The 15545-nt window shown below is 57.1% G+C and carries 12 protein-coding genes; 10 read left to right on the top strand and 2 right to left on the bottom strand.

Features of this window, described 5'->3' with window-relative positions; translation table 11 throughout:
• Nucleotide 1 precedes the first annotated feature (1 nt).
• Both atpA and atpG read left to right on the top strand, forming a co-directional pair.
• Nucleotides 2-1585 (top strand): F0F1 ATP synthase subunit alpha, encoded by a 1584-nt coding sequence (gene atpA / locus EU557_RS19900; RefSeq protein WP_135532234.1) that lies wholly within the window; start codon nucleotides 2-4, stop codon nucleotides 1583-1585.
• Between the two features lie 95 nt (nucleotides 1586-1680).
• Nucleotides 1681-2571, top strand: coding sequence for an ATP synthase F1 subunit gamma (gene atpG, locus EU557_RS19895; RefSeq protein ID WP_135532233.1), 891 nt, complete (start codon nucleotides 1681-1683; stop codon nucleotides 2569-2571).
• Between the two features lie 258 nt (nucleotides 2572-2829).
• On the opposite strand, the gene EU557_RS19890 is transcribed toward atpG, so the two are convergent.
• Complete coding sequence (locus EU557_RS19890) at nucleotides 2830-3555, bottom strand: HAD family hydrolase (protein WP_135532232.1); 726 nt, start codon at nucleotides 3553-3555, stop codon at nucleotides 2830-2832.
• Between the two features lie 177 nt (nucleotides 3556-3732).
• Here EU557_RS19890 and pafA point away from each other — a divergent pair, with 177 nt between their 5' ends.
• The 4 genes from pafA (at nucleotide 3733) to EU557_RS19870 (ending at nucleotide 7965) form a co-directional block, all read left to right on the top strand.
• Complete coding sequence (gene pafA / locus EU557_RS19885; protein WP_135532231.1) at nucleotides 3733-5448, top strand: alkaline phosphatase PafA; 1716 nt, start codon at nucleotides 3733-3735, stop codon at nucleotides 5446-5448.
• Between the two features lie 134 nt (nucleotides 5449-5582).
• A complete protein-coding gene (locus EU557_RS19880; protein WP_135532230.1) occupies nucleotides 5583-6164 on the top strand; it encodes an inorganic diphosphatase in 582 nt (193 codons plus the stop codon).
• 172 nt (nucleotides 6165-6336) lie between these two features.
• Nucleotides 6337-6993 (top strand): DUF6766 family protein, encoded by a 657-nt coding sequence (locus EU557_RS19875; RefSeq protein WP_135532229.1) that lies wholly within the window; start codon nucleotides 6337-6339, stop codon nucleotides 6991-6993.
• A gap of 63 nt (nucleotides 6994-7056) precedes the next feature.
• Nucleotides 7057-7965 carry a UbiA family prenyltransferase gene (locus EU557_RS19870; RefSeq protein WP_135532228.1) on the top strand — a complete coding sequence of 303 codons (909 nt, stop codon included), beginning with the start codon at nucleotides 7057-7059 and terminating at the stop codon, nucleotides 7963-7965.
• A 56-nt stretch (nucleotides 7966-8021) separates the two neighbouring features.
• Here the strand turns inward: EU557_RS19870 and EU557_RS19865 are convergent, their stop codons facing one another.
• The gene (locus tag EU557_RS19865; protein ID WP_135532227.1) at nucleotides 8022-9542 is read right to left on the bottom strand and encodes an NAD(P)H-hydrate dehydratase; all 1521 of its coding nucleotides are present in this window, start codon (nucleotides 9540-9542) and stop codon (nucleotides 8022-8024) included.
• A 59-nt stretch (nucleotides 9543-9601) separates the two neighbouring features.
• On the opposite strand from EU557_RS19865, the gene EU557_RS19860 reads away from it, so the two are divergent.
• The 4 genes from EU557_RS19860 (at nucleotide 9602) to EU557_RS19845 (ending at nucleotide 15261) form a co-directional block, all read left to right on the top strand.
• Nucleotides 9602-10405, top strand: a complete 804-nt coding sequence (locus EU557_RS19860) for a M949_RS01915 family surface polysaccharide biosynthesis protein (protein ID WP_425351969.1) — start codon at nucleotides 9602-9604, stop codon at nucleotides 10403-10405.
• A gap of 86 nt (nucleotides 10406-10491) precedes the next feature.
• A complete protein-coding gene (gene msrB / locus EU557_RS19855; RefSeq protein WP_135532225.1) occupies nucleotides 10492-10953 on the top strand; it encodes a peptide-methionine (R)-S-oxide reductase MsrB in 462 nt (153 codons plus the stop codon).
• 265 nt (nucleotides 10954-11218) lie between these two features.
• Nucleotides 11219-12349, top strand: coding sequence for a DUF5700 domain-containing putative Zn-dependent protease (locus EU557_RS19850; protein WP_135532224.1), 1131 nt, complete (start codon nucleotides 11219-11221; stop codon nucleotides 12347-12349).
• Nucleotides 12350-12519: 170 nt separating this feature from the next.
• The gene (locus EU557_RS19845; RefSeq protein WP_167855287.1) at nucleotides 12520-15261 is read left to right on the top strand and encodes a malectin domain-containing carbohydrate-binding protein; all 2742 of its coding nucleotides are present in this window, start codon (nucleotides 12520-12522) and stop codon (nucleotides 15259-15261) included.
• Nucleotides 15262-15545: the final 284 nt, after the last annotated feature.

Raw genomic sequence — 15545 nt, 5'->3', positions numbered from 1 at the left:
CATGGCAGAAGTACGTCCGGATGAAGTATCCGCCATTCTGCGGGAGCAGCTGTCTAACTTCAAAACCGAAGCCGAACTCGAAGAGGTTGGTACGGTTCTGCAGGTAGGTGACGGTGTAGCCCGCATCTACGGTCTGGGCAAAGCCCAGTCGGGGGAATTGCTCGAATTTGAAAATGGCCTGCAGGCCCTCGTGCTTAACCTGGAAGAAGATAACGTAGGTGCCGTAATGCTCGGCGACTACTCCGATATCCGGGAAGGCGCAACGGTACGTCGTACCAATAAAATTGCTTCTATCAAGGTTGGCGAAGGCATCGTAGGCCGCGTGGTAAACACGCTGGGCCAGGCCATCGACGGCCGCGGCCCCATTGCTGGTGAGCTGTACGATATGCCCCTAGAGCGTAAGGCTCCTGGTGTAATCTACCGCCAGCCCGTAAACGAGCCCATGCAGACGGGTATCAAGGCTATCGACGCCATGATTCCAATCGGCCGTGGTCAGCGCGAACTGATCATCGGCGACCGTCAGACGGGTAAGTCAACGGTAGCTATCGACACCATCCTGAACCAGCGCGAGTTCTACGACCGCGGCGAGCCAGTTTTCTGCATCTACGTAGCCGTAGGCCAGAAAGCATCTACGGTAGCTCAGGTAGTAAACGCCCTGACCAAAGGTGGTGCCATGGACTACACCGTAGTAGTGTCGGCTTCGGCTTCTGACCCTGCTCCCATGCAGTTCTTTGCTCCCTTCACGGGTGCTGCCATCGGCGAGTTCTTCCGCGATACCGGCCGTCCGGCCCTAGTAGTATACGATGACTTGTCGAAGCAGGCTGTGGCCTACCGCGAGGTGTCGCTGTTGTTGCGTCGTCCTCCCGGACGTGAGGCTTACCCCGGTGACGTATTCTACCTGCACAGCCGCCTGCTAGAGCGTGCCGCGAAGATCAACGCTTCGGACACTATCGCTCGCGACATGAACGACCTACCAGAGAGCATCAAGCACTTGGTAAAAGGTGGTGGTTCGCTGACGGCTCTGCCGCTCATCGAAACCCAGGCTGGTGACGTTTCAGCGTACATCCCCACGAACGTAATTTCGATTACGGACGGTCAGATCTTCCTCGAGACCAACCTCTTCAACTCGGGTATCCGCCCCGCCATCAACGTAGGTATCTCGGTATCGCGCGTAGGTGGTAACGCGCAGATCAAGTCGATGAAGAAGGTATCGGGCACGCTGAAGCTCGACCAGGCTCAGTTCCGTGAGCTGGAGGCCTTCGCCAAGTTCGGCTCTGACCTTGACGCTTCGACCAAGCTCACCATTGAGCGTGGCCGTCGTAACCTCGAAATTCTGAAGCAGCCTCAGTTCTCGCCTCAGAAGGTAGAGGATCAGGTAGCGGTAATCTACGCCGCTACCAACGGTCTGCTCGACCAAGTGCCTGTAAGCAAGGTGCGTGAGTTCGAGAAGGAGTTCGTGCAAGTAATGAACACTCGTCACCCCGAGGTGCTGCAGGCACTGAAGGCTGGCAAGCTGGACGACACCGTTACCGGTGCCATCCGTCAGGTTGCCAAAGACCTGTCGGCAGTATACGCTTCTAAGTAACTGGTTGATTGTTGGTTGTTGATTGTTGGATGTTTAGCTCTTCAAGAGCTCGTCCAGCAATCAACAATCAGCAACTGACAATCAACACTTGATAAATGGCTAGCTTAAAAGAAGTCCGGAGCCGCATCACGTCGGTGCAGAGCACGCAGCAAATCACGAAAGCCATGAAAATGGTAGCCGCGGCTAAGCTGCGTCGGGCCCAGGACAACATCCTGCGCCTGCGCCCCTACGCGCAACGGCTCAATAACATTCTGGGCAACCTGACGGCTCTGGCTGGCGATGATGTGGTAAGCGAGTACGGGGTAGCCCGTGACGTGAACCGCGTGCTGATTATTGCCATTACCTCCGACCGTGGCCTAGCCGGCGCGTTCAACAGCAACATCTTCAAAGGCGTTAACGCTACCATTCAGGAGCGTTATGCTGCGCAGGCTGCGGCTGGTAACGTAACGGTGCTGGCCATCGGCCGCAAGGCCCACGAGTACTATGGTAAGCGCTTGCCGCTGCTGGGCAACTACTCGCACGTATTCGGCAAACTGTCGTTTGATACGGTACGGGAAGCTGCCGAGCAGGCGATGGAAGGCTTCCGCACCGGCCAGTACGACGAGGTGGTAATGGTGTATAACGAGTTCCGGAACGTGGCTACGCAGATTGTGCGCACTGAGCAGCTACTGCCGCTGGTGCCCGCCGAGCTGCCCGCCAACGCGCCAGCTGCCTCGAACGTGGACTACATCTTCGAGCCCTCGAAAGAGCAAATCGTGCAGACCCTGATTCCGCAGTCGATTAAAGTGCAGCTGTACAAAGCCGTACTGGAAAGCAACGCTTCGGAGCATGGTGCCCGCATGACGGCTATGGAGAAAGCCACCGAAAACGCTGGTGAACTGCTGAAGCAGCTCAAGCTGACGTACAACCGTACGCGTCAGGCCGCCATCACAACAGAAATTCTCGAAATTGTGGGTGGTGCCGAAGCACTTGCTTCCAGCCGCTAATACAGTCTCGCAAGAAAAAGCAAGGCCCGATTCCAGCTGGAATCGGGCCTTGCTTTTTTGTTGTGTATGTAAGCCTATTGGCTAGGCCACTTGAATTACCTAGCACATCATCCTGAGTTTGTGAAGAGTCTTTTCACGTTGGAGTGACTGGCCTAGAACGGGTTCATTTTGACGCGAGAAGATGCTTCCTTCGTCAGTAGGGCGTGCGGGTAGGGGAGAGACTAATTACAGGTGAATGCTCACTGTTATGTCAAAGCACTATAGGTGCATGTATTCACGCTTAGCTAGCTGCTTGCTGGGTTTTGGAATTGGTAGGTTCTGCTCCAGCAATTCTAGCACCTGCGCCGAGTTGATTTCTGTAAAGTCTTTGAGGACTTTCAGAGGCGCCTGAAATTTATCGGGTTTGATGGAGGTGCTCAGGGCAATGCAGCGCATTCCGGCTTTGTAAGCAGCCTGTTCGCCTACAAGCGCATCCTCGAAGACGAGGCAGCGTTCGGGGGGAACACCCAGCTCGCGGGCCGTTACTGTGTAGGTGTCGGCGTGGGGCTTGCCGCGGTCCACTTCATCTTTCGTTACTACTACATCGAAGAACCGGCGCAGGTTGAGGTGGTCGATGATGTAGCCAATGGTATCGTTGCCGGAGCCGGTGCCTAGGCCTATTTTGAAGCCAGCAGCGCGGGCGTCTTGCAGAAACTGCGTCAGGCCGGGCATTTCCCGGCGTTTCTCCCAATAAAGCGTGCGGTACAGAAATTCGCGCTGGTTGGCGTACGTCTCTAGCTGTTTCTTCGGAACCGGATTGGCGAAAACAGTTTCCAGAATTTTGGTGGCCGGCATACCGTTGAGCCGCTGCAGCAGCTTGAGCGCATTCGTGGTGAGGCCTAGGTCGCGGAATAAGAGCTGAAAGGCACGAGCTTGAAAGGAGGTATTATTGATCAAGACGCCATCCATGTCAAAAATGAGGGCGTAAGAGGTTGATTCTGCCATGAAAATGGGGCTTGTAACGCAGGGAGTAAACGAAGGGGTAAGCGGGGAGTGGCCTAGAATGGCTGTACGGCGCAGGGCTAATAAGGCTGCAGACGAGGTTATTCCCGCGCTTGAGGCCTATCTTTGGGCACTCGTGCTAGGCTGGAGCTTGCTCCAGGCCATAAACTTCCTTCCGCTTTGAAAAAACGCCTGAGCCTGTTGCTGGCAGCCACGTTGGCTCTGCCCGCTTTCGCCCAGAAAGCCTCTAAATCCCTCGACCGTCCTAAGTTGGTAGTAGGAATAGTGGTAGACCAGATGCGCTACGATTACCTCTACCGCTACTGGAGTAAATACGGAAACGGTGGTTTCCGCCGGCTGCTGGGCGAAGGCTTCAGCTATGAAAATGCCCATTACAACTACGTGCCTACGTACACCGGGCCTGGGCACGCCAGCATTTACACGGGCACTACGCCCTCAGTGCACGGCATTGTGGGCAATAACTGGCTGGTGCGTGAAGAAGGCAAGGGTACCTATGTGACCGAGGACAAAACCGTGCAGCCCGTGGGGGGCACGGTGGCCGCCGGGCAACAGTCGCCGCGCCACATGCTCACCAGCACTATCACGGATGAGCTGCGTCTGGCCACCAACTTTCAGAGTAAGGTAATTGGCGTATGCATCAAGGACCGGGGTTCTATTCTTCCGGCCGGACACGCGGCTAATGCCGCCTACTGGTACGATGGCTCGAATGGGGCATTTATCTCCAGCACATTCTACCAGACCACGCTGCCCGACTGGGTACAGAAGTTCAACCAGAAGCAGGTGGCGGCTCAATACCTGAGCAAGCCTTGGGAAACGCTGTTGCCCATAGGCCAGTACACAGAAAGCTCGCCGGATGATGTGGCTTGGGAAGGAGCATTTAAGGGTGAAGCCAAGCCCGTGTTTCCTCATGACCTGCCTACGCTGAGCGCAGCGCCTATTACGGCCGTTAAGCAGAATATGCAGACGGAAGGGGAGAAGCCTCCGGTGGCAACGCCCCGCAATCTTGATCTGATCCGCTCGACGCCCTTCGGAAACTCGCTCACCCTGGACTTTGCCCTGGAGGCGCTACGAGCTGAGCAGCTAGGCCAGCGCGGCCAAACCGACTTCCTGGCCCTGAGCTTTTCCAGCACCGACTACGTAGGCCACCAGTTTGGGCCAAATGCTATTGAGACGGAGGATACGTACCTGCGGCTCGACCGTGACCTGGAGCGCTTGTTTCAGTACCTTGACAAGGCCGTAGGCCGCAAGCAGGTGCTGGTATTTTTGAGCGCAGACCACGGCGCGGCCCATTCCCCCGACTTTCTGCGCGACAAGCGAATTCCGGCAGGTTCTGTGGGCCCCGGCATCATGCGCGACTCCTTACAGCGGAAGCTGGTGCAATTGCATGGGGCTGGCAAGTGGGTATTGAGCTACGAAAATCAGCAAGTGTACCTGAACCAGCCATTGATTGAGGAGAAAAAGCTAGACCTCTATCAGATGCAGCGCGAAGTAGCTAAGCTGATGACTGGCTTTGCCGGCGTAACCCGCGCCATAACAGCCGAGGATTTGCAGAAATCACACTGGGAAAGCGGGATGCTGATGTACCTGGAAAATGGGTACTTCCCCAAGCGCTCCGGCGATGTGATGGTAGTGCTGGAACCAGGCTGGCTGGAATCGTATCAGTACCCCATTAATAAGGGTACCACCCACGGCTCGTCGGGTAACTACGATACGCACGTGCCCGTGGTATTCTGGGGCTGGCATGTAAAGCACGGCGAATCGTCGGCTCCGGCTAAAATCACCGATATTGCAGCTACCTTGGCGCGCTGGCTCCATATACAGGAGCCCGATGGTTGCACGGGGCAGCCGCTGCTGGAGGTATTGTCGCAGAAATAACCTTGTAACGTAAAAATCTGAATTACGTAGGCCTCTAGCCGACCCTTAATACCCAACGCACAAGCTGCGTATACACACTTCATTAACAACTACTACTTACTCGCGGTGCACGGCCGCGCCTACCTTCCTCCCACATGGCTCATTTTAACCCCTGGCACGACGTCGAGCGTGGCGAAAACGCTCCTGCTGTTGTCAACGGCATTATCGAAATTCCTAAAGGCTCTAAGGGCAAATATGAGCTGGACAAAGACAGTGGCCTCCTAAAGCTGGACCGCGTGCTGTTCTCCGCAGTACACTACCCCGCTGCATACGGCTTCATCCCGAAAACCTACTGCGACGACAAAGACCCACTGGACATTCTGGTGCTGTGCTCGGTTGATATTGTGCCCATGTGCTTGGTAGATGCCAAGGTGATTGGCGTGATGCAGATGATTGACCAAGACGAAGAGGACGACAAAATCATTGCAGTAGCCGCCAACGACGTATCGGTGAACCACTATAATGACATTGCTGATCTGCCTCCGCACACCCTGCTGGAGATGCAGCGTTTCTTCGAAGATTACAAAGCGCTGGAGCACAAGCACGTAAGCGTAGAGCGTTTCATGGGCCGTGAAGATGCTTACCGCATCATCGAAGACAGCATCAAACTTTACAACGAAACTTTCCCCAACGGCAACAAGCAGGATACTGCTAGCGTGCAGGAAGTTATCGGCTAAGTGGCCTAGCGGGTTTGCCGCAATGCAATAAGCAGCCTCCGCGGGTCTTTAACAGACCTGGGGAGGCTGCTTTGTTTTACGCCTAAAAGCAGCGCAAGCTCAAGCGTAGCAGCCTTTGTAGCTGAGCAGCCGTATTTAGGCCACTATACCGAAAAAACCCTATTCCTCGCCCTTGTTGCGCTGGCTGTATGAGAACAGCTTGCTGCTGGTTGGTTGTGTGTTGGTTATTGGAACATTAACTGGTCAGATCTTCACTGGCTGGCTGGATAATAACAGCGACTTAGAGGAGATGGGGATGCAGACCCTGACGCTAGGCCAGTACCTGGGCTCTGGCCATTTCCTGGAAGCCACTTTCGAAAACTGGGAAAGTGAGTTTCTGCAGATGGGCCTGTACGTGGTGCTCACCATCTGGCTGCGGCAGCGCGGCTCCTCGGAGTCGAAGAAGCTGTATGAAGACGAAGAAGTAGACAAAGAACCTGACCCCACAAAAGAAGAGGCGCCCACCCCAGTAAAGCACGGTGGCTGGCAGCTGGCCCTTTATCGTCGGTCGCTGAGCATAGCGTTCTTTCTGCTCTTTATTGGGGCCTTCTGGCTGCACGCAAAAGGCGGTGCCGAAGTATACAGCATTGAACAGCAACACGAGGGGAAGCCGGCGGTAACTATCCTAGAGTACATGCAAACTTCCCGGTTCTGGTTTGAGTCGTTTCAGAACTGGCAGAGTGAGTTCCTATCCATTGTGTCCATTGTAGGCCTCTCTATTTTTCTGCGGCAGCATGGCTCGCCGGAGTCGAAGCCAGTGGATGCGGGGAACGACGAAACCGGCAAATAGCCTCGTAGGCCTCTATCTTCGCGCTGGCACATCGCGCTCAGATGTCTGCCACGTAGTAGTACTATGTCCTCGGCTCGCCCCACTGCATCTGTATCCGCTCCTCTGCCTACTCCTTCGCGGGTACGCAGCACTTTGGATGCCGTGCTCTATAGCAGCACATGGCTGGCACTGGCGGCGCTAGGCCTCACCTGGGCCACGTTTCTGTTCTGGCAGGTGCAAATTCCGTGGCGGCTGGGCACCATGATTTTTACGGCCACACTGTTCCTCTACAACCTCGACAGCGTGCTGCCCTATAAGCACAGCCAACCCGTGGCCCTCTCGGGGCGGAAAAGCTGGATGCGGACTCACCGGCGGAGCTTGTTTTTGCTGGCCATGGTGGCCTTGGCAGTGGCAGGCAGCTTGTTCTTGTGGGATGGATGGCAGCACCTGATTGGTTTTATCGGGCATCTGGCCGTTATCTCGTTGCTGTACTCGTTGCCCATCGTGAAAGTGCACGGCCGCTGGTGGGCCCTGCGCGATTTTCCACTGCTAAAGGTGTTTCTGATTGCCTATGTGTGGGCCGCCGTTACGGTGTGGATTCCGGCACTCTACCTGCACCGGCCACTGCTGGAGCCGGTGGTGCTGGTGTTGTTTGCCCGGCGCTTCCTGTTCATTCTGGCCCTGGCTTTCGTGTTCGACATCCGCGACTACAGCAAAGACCGCCTGATTGGCACCCGCACGTTTCCGGGGGTATTTGGGGTGCGCGCCACTAAGCTGGTGGCCTTAGCGGCGCTGGTGGGGGCGGCCCTGCTAGTGCCAATTGGGATGCCAGTGCATCACCAAACGGTGTACTTGCTGCCGCTGCTGCTAGCCGCCGGCGTTATTTGGTTCGCCGATGAGTCACGCTCAGACTACTACTTTGCCTTGCTGGCCGATGGCGTGATGGTAGTGCAGTTTCTGGTGGTATGGGTGGCTAGTATGTTCCTAGTATAGCCACTCAAACTATGTCCCACGGTTAGGGTAATGACTACGTGGCTGCACAGTTTGGGTTAGAGCCGAGCGGGTAACGTGGTGAGCTTATGCAGGGCAGGGCCAATAAACCGGGCTATGTCGCCGGCTACGAGGCCAGCTTGACCCGTTTCCTCGGCGGCCAGGTCACCGGCGCGGCCGTGGGCGTAGAGGCCTAGTAATGCTGCATCGAGCGGGGAGAGGCGCTGATCGGCGCGCAGTGCTAATAGCAGGCCGGTTAATACGTCGCCGCTGCCGCCAGTGGCCATGCCGGGGTTGCCGGTGCTGTTAAAGTAGAGGGTACCATCGGGCGCGGCTAGAGCGGTGTAAGCGCCTTTGAGCACGCAGTAGCAGCGGCGCTGCCGGGCAAAATCCCGGAGCAGCTCCAGGCGGTGGTAGTCGTCGCGGGCGGGCTCGGTGAGGCGTTCAAACTCTTTGGGGTGGGGAGTAAGCAGCGTGTCGGGCGGCAGCAGATCCAGGAGCTCCCGGTTAGCCCCGAGCATGTTCAGGGCATCAGCATCGATGACCAGGGGTACTTTGGCCGCGCGGAGCAGTTGTTCTAATACGTCTCTGGTGGCTGCTTCCTGGCCTAGGCCCGGCCCAATACCAATGGCCGCGTACGGCTTCAGGTCCGGTAACTCCGTCACGAAGTCGGTAGCAGGGTCGGTGAGAGCCATGGCTTCGGGGGCAGAAGTTTGCAGAATATCATACCCTACCGCCGGCACGCGCACCGTGAGCAGGCCCACGCCTCCGTGTAAGCAAGCCCGTGACGCCAGCACGGCCGCACCAATTTTTCCGCGGCTACCCGCTAGCAACAACGCATGACCAAACGTGCCCTTATGGCTGAATTGGGAGCGTTGGGGCAAGCGGCCTGCCAGGAAAACGGCATCCACATAATAGTTATCCACAGGGACAGTGTGGATAAACTCAGTATTCAACCCAATCGGTAGCACGTGCCACTGGCCTACAAAGGCCGCATTCTGGGGTAAGAGGAAAGAAAGTTTCGGAAGCTCAAAGCTGATAGTATGACGGGCTTGCACCACCACACTATCGGCGGGTTGGGGCGCATCAGTAAACAGCCCGGAGGGTACATCAACCGCTACAATGCGCGCCTGGGCCTTGTTGAGGTGTTTAACTACGGCTGCGGCATCGTCGGTTAGCGGGCGGCGTAGGCCAGTCCCAAACAACGCGTCGAGCACGATAGTGTGCGGGGGTAACCGGGGCAGCTTCTGCGGATTCAGCTCGGCGCAGGGCAGCTCAGCGGGTAAGCGTTGGCGGTTAATGGTAAAATCAGCGGAGTGTTTGGTGGCTGGCAGCAACCACACGCGCACGGCATAACCTGCTTCGTGAAGCTGGCGTGCTACTACCAGCCCGTCGCCGCCGTTGTTGCCTGGGCCGCAGAAGACATGGATTTGGCCGGGCTCATCGGGCGCCACCCGTTCCATTAGCCAGGAAGTGAGGGCAGTGGCGGCGCGCTCCATCAACTCATCGGAGCGGATACCTTCGGCTTGGATAGTGGCTTGGTCGGCTTGGCGGGTTTGGTCGGCGGAGAGAATTTTCATCGTTCAGCGTTTAACAACTAGCTTGGCGGCAGATATCCGCTAGCCAGGATAGGCGTTTTATGAAGCTACTATACGCACTAGGCTTACTAGCCTTCCTCGCAGGAAGTTGTTCAGAGCAGCAAACAGAGCAGGCGAAACGAGTAGCCACTCCCCCTACAAGCCCTACCGCGGAGGTCGTAGCACCAGCGGCCACTGCAGACAGCAGCCACATGAAGGCCGTGCCTCTTGCCCAACTACCCGCCGCCTTACGGATGCCGGGCCAGTTACTGGAAGCGTGGCGCTGGACGGATACCAATGGGGAAAATATGCTGGTAGTATTCCGTAATGGGCCTTTTGCGGAGAAGACCACGAAGTACACCGACGAAGAGTCGTACGTGGAGCTGTTTGCCCGCCAATATGTGCAGCGGGCCGGAAGCTGGCAGCAACTATGGCGCCTGCAAGATGCCGTCCGGAACTGCCCATTTGATTTGTGGCTAGGCCTGCTCCCCGGTTCTACCGCCGTGACCGACCTCGACGGGGATGGCCTATCGGAAACCACTCTTCTCTACAAGCTCACCTGCCGCAGCGATGTAAGCCCCTCGGACCTGAAGCTGATTATGCACGAAGGCGCCGCTAAGTATGCGTTGCGCGGACAAATGGTAGTGGCCTACGACTCTGTGCCGGTAAGTGGGCGGGCACCTGCTAATCCATGCTGCCTCGATAGCATCAGCCAACGCCAGCTAAACGCGCCTGATGGCTACGAGCTGCTGGCCGGGCGTTATGAGTCAGAAAAGGAGTTTCGGAAAGCTCCGGCGATGTTTCTGCGCTTTGCCCGGCAGCAGTGGCGCAAGTGGTCGGTACGAGATGGGTTTGACCAGTTTTAGATAACCAGGCTCAACGGTTGAAAACTTCCGGCCAACCTGCCGCGTTTGCAATAGCAACTGATTCTCCGACCTAAGCTTCACAACCCATGCAAACCTGGAATGATGTTATCCGGCTGGCCAACCACGGCAGTCCGGCCCCCGATAAGCGAGTAGAAAAAACCGATGCTGAGTGGCGCGCCCAGCTCACGCCCCAGCAGTACCACGTTACGCGAGAGCACGGCACCGAGCGGGCCTTCACCGGCGAGTACTGCGAAGCCCATGAGGCTGGCCTCTACGCCTGCGTATGCTGCGGTACGCCGCTCTACGACTCGCGCACCAAGTTTGAGTCGGGTACGGGGTGGCCTAGCTTCACGCAGCCAGTGAAGGAAAACGCCCTCAGGTACAAGAAAGACACCAGCTACGGCATGACCCGCGTGGAAGTGCTCTGCAACACCTGCGACGCCCACCAGGGGCACGTCTTCCCCGATGGGCCACCACCAAGTGGCCTACGCTTGTGCATCAACTCGGCTTCGGTGAAGCTGGTGAGCGAGACCGAGAAAGTGGCCTAGTGCGCCGCCGCTCATTATGTTCTGAACAGCCCCGTTGCCCTGTGCAGCGGGGCTGTTTTGCTTGAGGGCTTTGTATGTGTCAGGCTTAAACCCAAAAGCTGCGCTTTCAAGACGAGGCCCCTGGCCTAGCGTGTGTAGATGGGCCAAAAATGCAGCCCGTTTCGTGGTTTGGTGGTGTGCCGACCAGACTTGGTCGAAATACTTTCGGGCGGTAGTGGCTACCAGGGTTCTTTGCTCTCACTATCTCACCTAAGAGAATTGAGCCATGAATAATTGCCCGTCTATCGTGTTGGCCCTAGCCATTTCTTTTTCCCGCCGGCTGGTGGGGCTGTTCTTGTGCCTGCTGGCCAGCACCGGCGCCATGGCTCAGTCTATTAATACCGATGCGGTGACCCGGTTCTGGCAACTCACCGACGAGCTGCGCCAAAACCGCCCCATTGCTGATAAAGACTGGACCGAGTTCATTAACCTGCCCGGCAACAAAACCTACATACGCAACACGTTTCTCCCCGATCCGCTTTCGGTGTACTCCCTAGAAAGCTACCGCAAGGCCCTGGAGACGGTGTACATGCCCAAGAATGATTCGTTGCGCCGCATCAAGCTCCGCGACAAGGTAGCGCCGTATGTACTGGCCAATGAGTACAAAGAGCGCGAAGCAGAATACCGCGAGTACATTCAGCAGACCATTCAGAGCCCACAGTACATAGCCTTGATGTACACCCTGGCCTACGAGTACCTGCCAGCCGCCTCGCATACTAAAGTGCCCGACCTGAAGATGTATTATACGGCCATTGGTGATGGTGCCACTTCTCAGCAGGAGGGTATTTTCTACAGTCTGAAAGCCGTCGTCGATCATGACAAGGCCAAGCCTGGCATTGTGGAAGCGCACGAGATGCACCACCAGCTCGTCCCGACCAAGGATTTCGGTACCGTGGCGCCCGAGGATAAAGGCTTATTCTGGGCCCTGCGTGGCATACGCAGCGAAGGTATTGCCGATCTGATTGATAAGACGCCCATGTACCAAGTGCCCGGCGACCCCCACCGCGTGCAAGCGCAGTTCCTGACGCCCGCGCCCCGCTCTATCCAGCGGCTTGATTCTCTGCTTCAGTCGGTGGCTAAACTGGGCGCTCCGGCTAAGAAGCCGGCAACGTATTACCAGCGCATCCTGCACTCGGCGGGGCACGTGCCAGGGTGCTACATGGCGCGGGTTATTGAGGCCAATGGATACCGCAAGGAGCTGATTGCGCACATCGACAATCCGTTTGCCTTCGTGCGGCTCTACCAAAAGGCCGCCCAGAAGGATGCTACCCACCCGCCCCAGTTCTCGAAGGACACGATGAACTACTTAGCAGCAGTAGAAAAAGCGTACAGCCAGCCGGCTCCTAAAAAGAGCTAAGAATGAGGCTAGTATGCTAGTATAAAATTTTATATATATTACTAACATTCAATGATTTAATATGAATAAAGAAGCCTTTTTGATAGCTTCATTTGCGCTGGTCCCGTACCGGGATGCCCGGCCTGCCTTGCCTGGGCAGGGAGCAAGCGCAGCTATTAAGCCGGATTATCATGCTAGCTCCTACTTTTTACTCGTCTTGGCTGCGTCTTGTCAAAGGGCTTACCCCCGTAGTGATTCTGTTGCTACTAGGGTTGTGCAGTAGCACCACCCAGGCGCAGGCGCCCGTGCTCACCCGCCTCTTGCCAACGCGCAACGCATTGGCTGCTCCTCGCTCCACGGCCCTGGTGCTGGACTTTGACCAGGCGCTGCCAGCAGAGTTGCCAGCGGCCACGTTGCGCGTATTCAGTGCTCAGGAAGGTGGTCAGCGCACGGGTACTCTATCTACCAACGGCTCCACGTTAACCTTTACTCCGGCCACCCCCTTCCGGGCTGGGGAGCAAATTTGGGCCACACTTACTTCCGCTCTGCGGAGCAATGATGGTACGCCCCTGGCCAAGCCCCAGGTCTGGCAGTTTACCACTGCCACCGCCCCTTCCGCGGGCTATTTTGGCGGAGGCCCAGAGGTGCCAGTTGGTTCTCGGCCCCGTAGTGTAGCCGTGGGCGACGTGGATGGCGACGGTGACCTAGACTTGCTGACAGCTAACATCCAGGCCCCAGATGGCACCAGTACTGTGAGTCTGCGCCTCAACGATGGTAAAGGTGGGTTTAAGAATGGGAGGGAGGCTGTTACTTTCACTCGCGCTGTCTTAAACGAAGTATTCCTGCAGGATTTGGACGGCAACAGTTCCCTGGATCTGGTAGTGAGTTATAATGATAGGTTCAGTACGGGCCGGGTAGACTTCTGGCGTAATGATGGTACAGGCTCATTCAGTTCTATGTCGCCGCGAATAGCTTTAGGCAGCGGCGACAGGATTAGTATTGCCTTTGGTGATGTGGAAGGCGACGGTGACCTAGATCTGTTAACTCAGGGCTTCTCCAACATGGACGGCCAAGCCATTTTTCGTGCACGAGCATACTTGAATGACGGTAATGGGGTGTTTTCGGGGATTACTGATGCTCTTTCCTCCGCCTACGGCACCGCTGCCGGCGACTTAGATGGTGATGGAGATGTTGATTTTGTGGTGGCATTTAACTCCGCCCGAGTATACCTCAATAATGGCCGGGGAACATTCAATCCTACTCAGGAAGTGGCGGCGAGCATTGACCCGCGCAGTCTGGCGCTGGGCGACGTGGACGCGGACGGAGATTTAGATTTACTCCTGGCCAACCCCGGCAGCCGACAGGTTACCTTATTACTCAATAACGGTAGCGGCGCGTTTGGCAGCGCCCAGGAAATACTCGTAGGCCTGAACCCCGAGAAGGTGGTGCTAGGAGACCTAGACGGTGATGGAGACCTGGATCTGCTCACCCTCAACAGCAGCAGTAACTCGGTAAGCGTACGCCTCAACAACGGGGCGGGGGTGTTTAGCGGCAGTCAGGAGGTAGTGGTGGGCCTCATGCCGCGTGGGCTGGTTCTGGGCGATATGGACAATGATGGCGACCTGGACCTGGTAACTGTGAACATGGGCAGTAACACGGTGAGCGTGCGCCTGAACCAGAACGGCAGCCCTGGCGCCTACCGGGTCAACAGCGGCGGCCCGCAGCTGAGCACCTCACTAGGCCTGTTCGCCGCCGACACCGCTTACTCTCCAGCTCCCGGTAACACCTATTCCACCACGGCCCCTATTGCAGGCACCACCGACGACGCCCTTTACCAAACGGAACGCTATAGCACCACCGGTCGGTTGCGCTACGCCTTGCCGGTGGAAAATGGCTCCTATCAGGTCGTACTGCACTTCGCCGAAATTTACTGGTCGGCCCCGGAGCAGCGGCTGTTCGACGTGAGCCTGCAGGGGCAGAAGGTGCTCGACGACTACGACATCTTCGGCAAAGTGGGTGCTAACACGGCCACCACCGAGTCGTTCACCGTCACCGTTACCGACGGCATCTTAACCCTGGATATGAGTTCTCTTCCGCAGGACGGAGGAGTAGACTACCCCAAGCTCTCGGCTCTGGAAGTGCTGCCTCTGCAGCGGGCATATCAGCTCAACTGCGGCGGCCCGCAGCTCAGCACGTCACTAGGCCTGTTCGCCGCCGATACCGCTTACTCTCCGTCTCCCGGTAATACCTATTCTACCACGATGGCCATTGCTGGCACACAAGATGATGCGCTGTATCAAACGGAGCGCTATGGCACGGCGGGGCAGCTGAGCTACGCATTGCCTCTGCCCAATGGTTCTTACCAGGTAGTGCTGCATTTCGCCGAGATTTACTGGCACAACACCGGCGAGCGGCTCTTTGATGTGAGTTTGGAAGGCCAGAAGGTGCTCGACGACTACGACATCTTCCGCAAGGTGGGTGCCAACGTGGCTACTACCGAGTCTTTCGCTGCTAAGGTCACGGATGGGGTGCTCAACCTGGAGCTAAGTTCCTTGGCTGCTGATGGTGGCCTAGATCAGCCCAAGCTGTCGGCTCTGGAAGTACGCCCTCTGAGCGGGACCGGCGTAGCCCAGGCACGCCGCCCTGCGCCGTTCACCCCACCGGCGGCGCTTCCTCGGCCTGAGCTGGGCGTGTACCCCAACCCCAATGCCGGCACGTTCACGTTGAACTGTCAGAGCTCTCAGGCGCAAAACGCGCAGCTTATGTTGACTGATGCGCTGGGCCGGGTGGTGGTGCAGCAGACTCTGCAGTTGCAAGCCGGCCTTAACCAAGTGCAGGTAAAGACCCCAGCCACCGCGCCAGGGTTCTACCACCTCACCTTACGGCCCGCCCATGGGAAGCTCCAGCGTCACAAGGTTCAGCTACAGCCCTAGGCCTTAACTAGGGCACGTAGCGCAATACGGCCTACGTGCCCTTTTACCTGCTAGCAGCTTGAGGTGAGCCCAACTCACGGCCCGGGAAGGGCGTGCCTCAAAGTGGGTATCTATCTACCAGCTTTGCTCGCGCGGCGAACGGAGAAAAGTCACTGGGTAGTGGCCTAGACGAGTCGTGAAGGACACTTTCGCGGGTGGCAAACAGCTAATGCAAGCCCCGGCACAAGGTGCCCTGCCCCAGCCTGTACGCTGCAAATAGGAGGGCTGCTGCCAGAGAAACGCTA

It is taken from the genome of Hymenobacter wooponensis (assembly GCF_004745865.1).
Lineage (GTDB): Bacteria > Bacteroidota > Bacteroidia > Cytophagales > Hymenobacteraceae > Hymenobacter > Hymenobacter wooponensis.
Note: the sequence above shows the minus strand (reverse complement) of the source record. Positions and strands in the feature narration are given on the sequence as shown.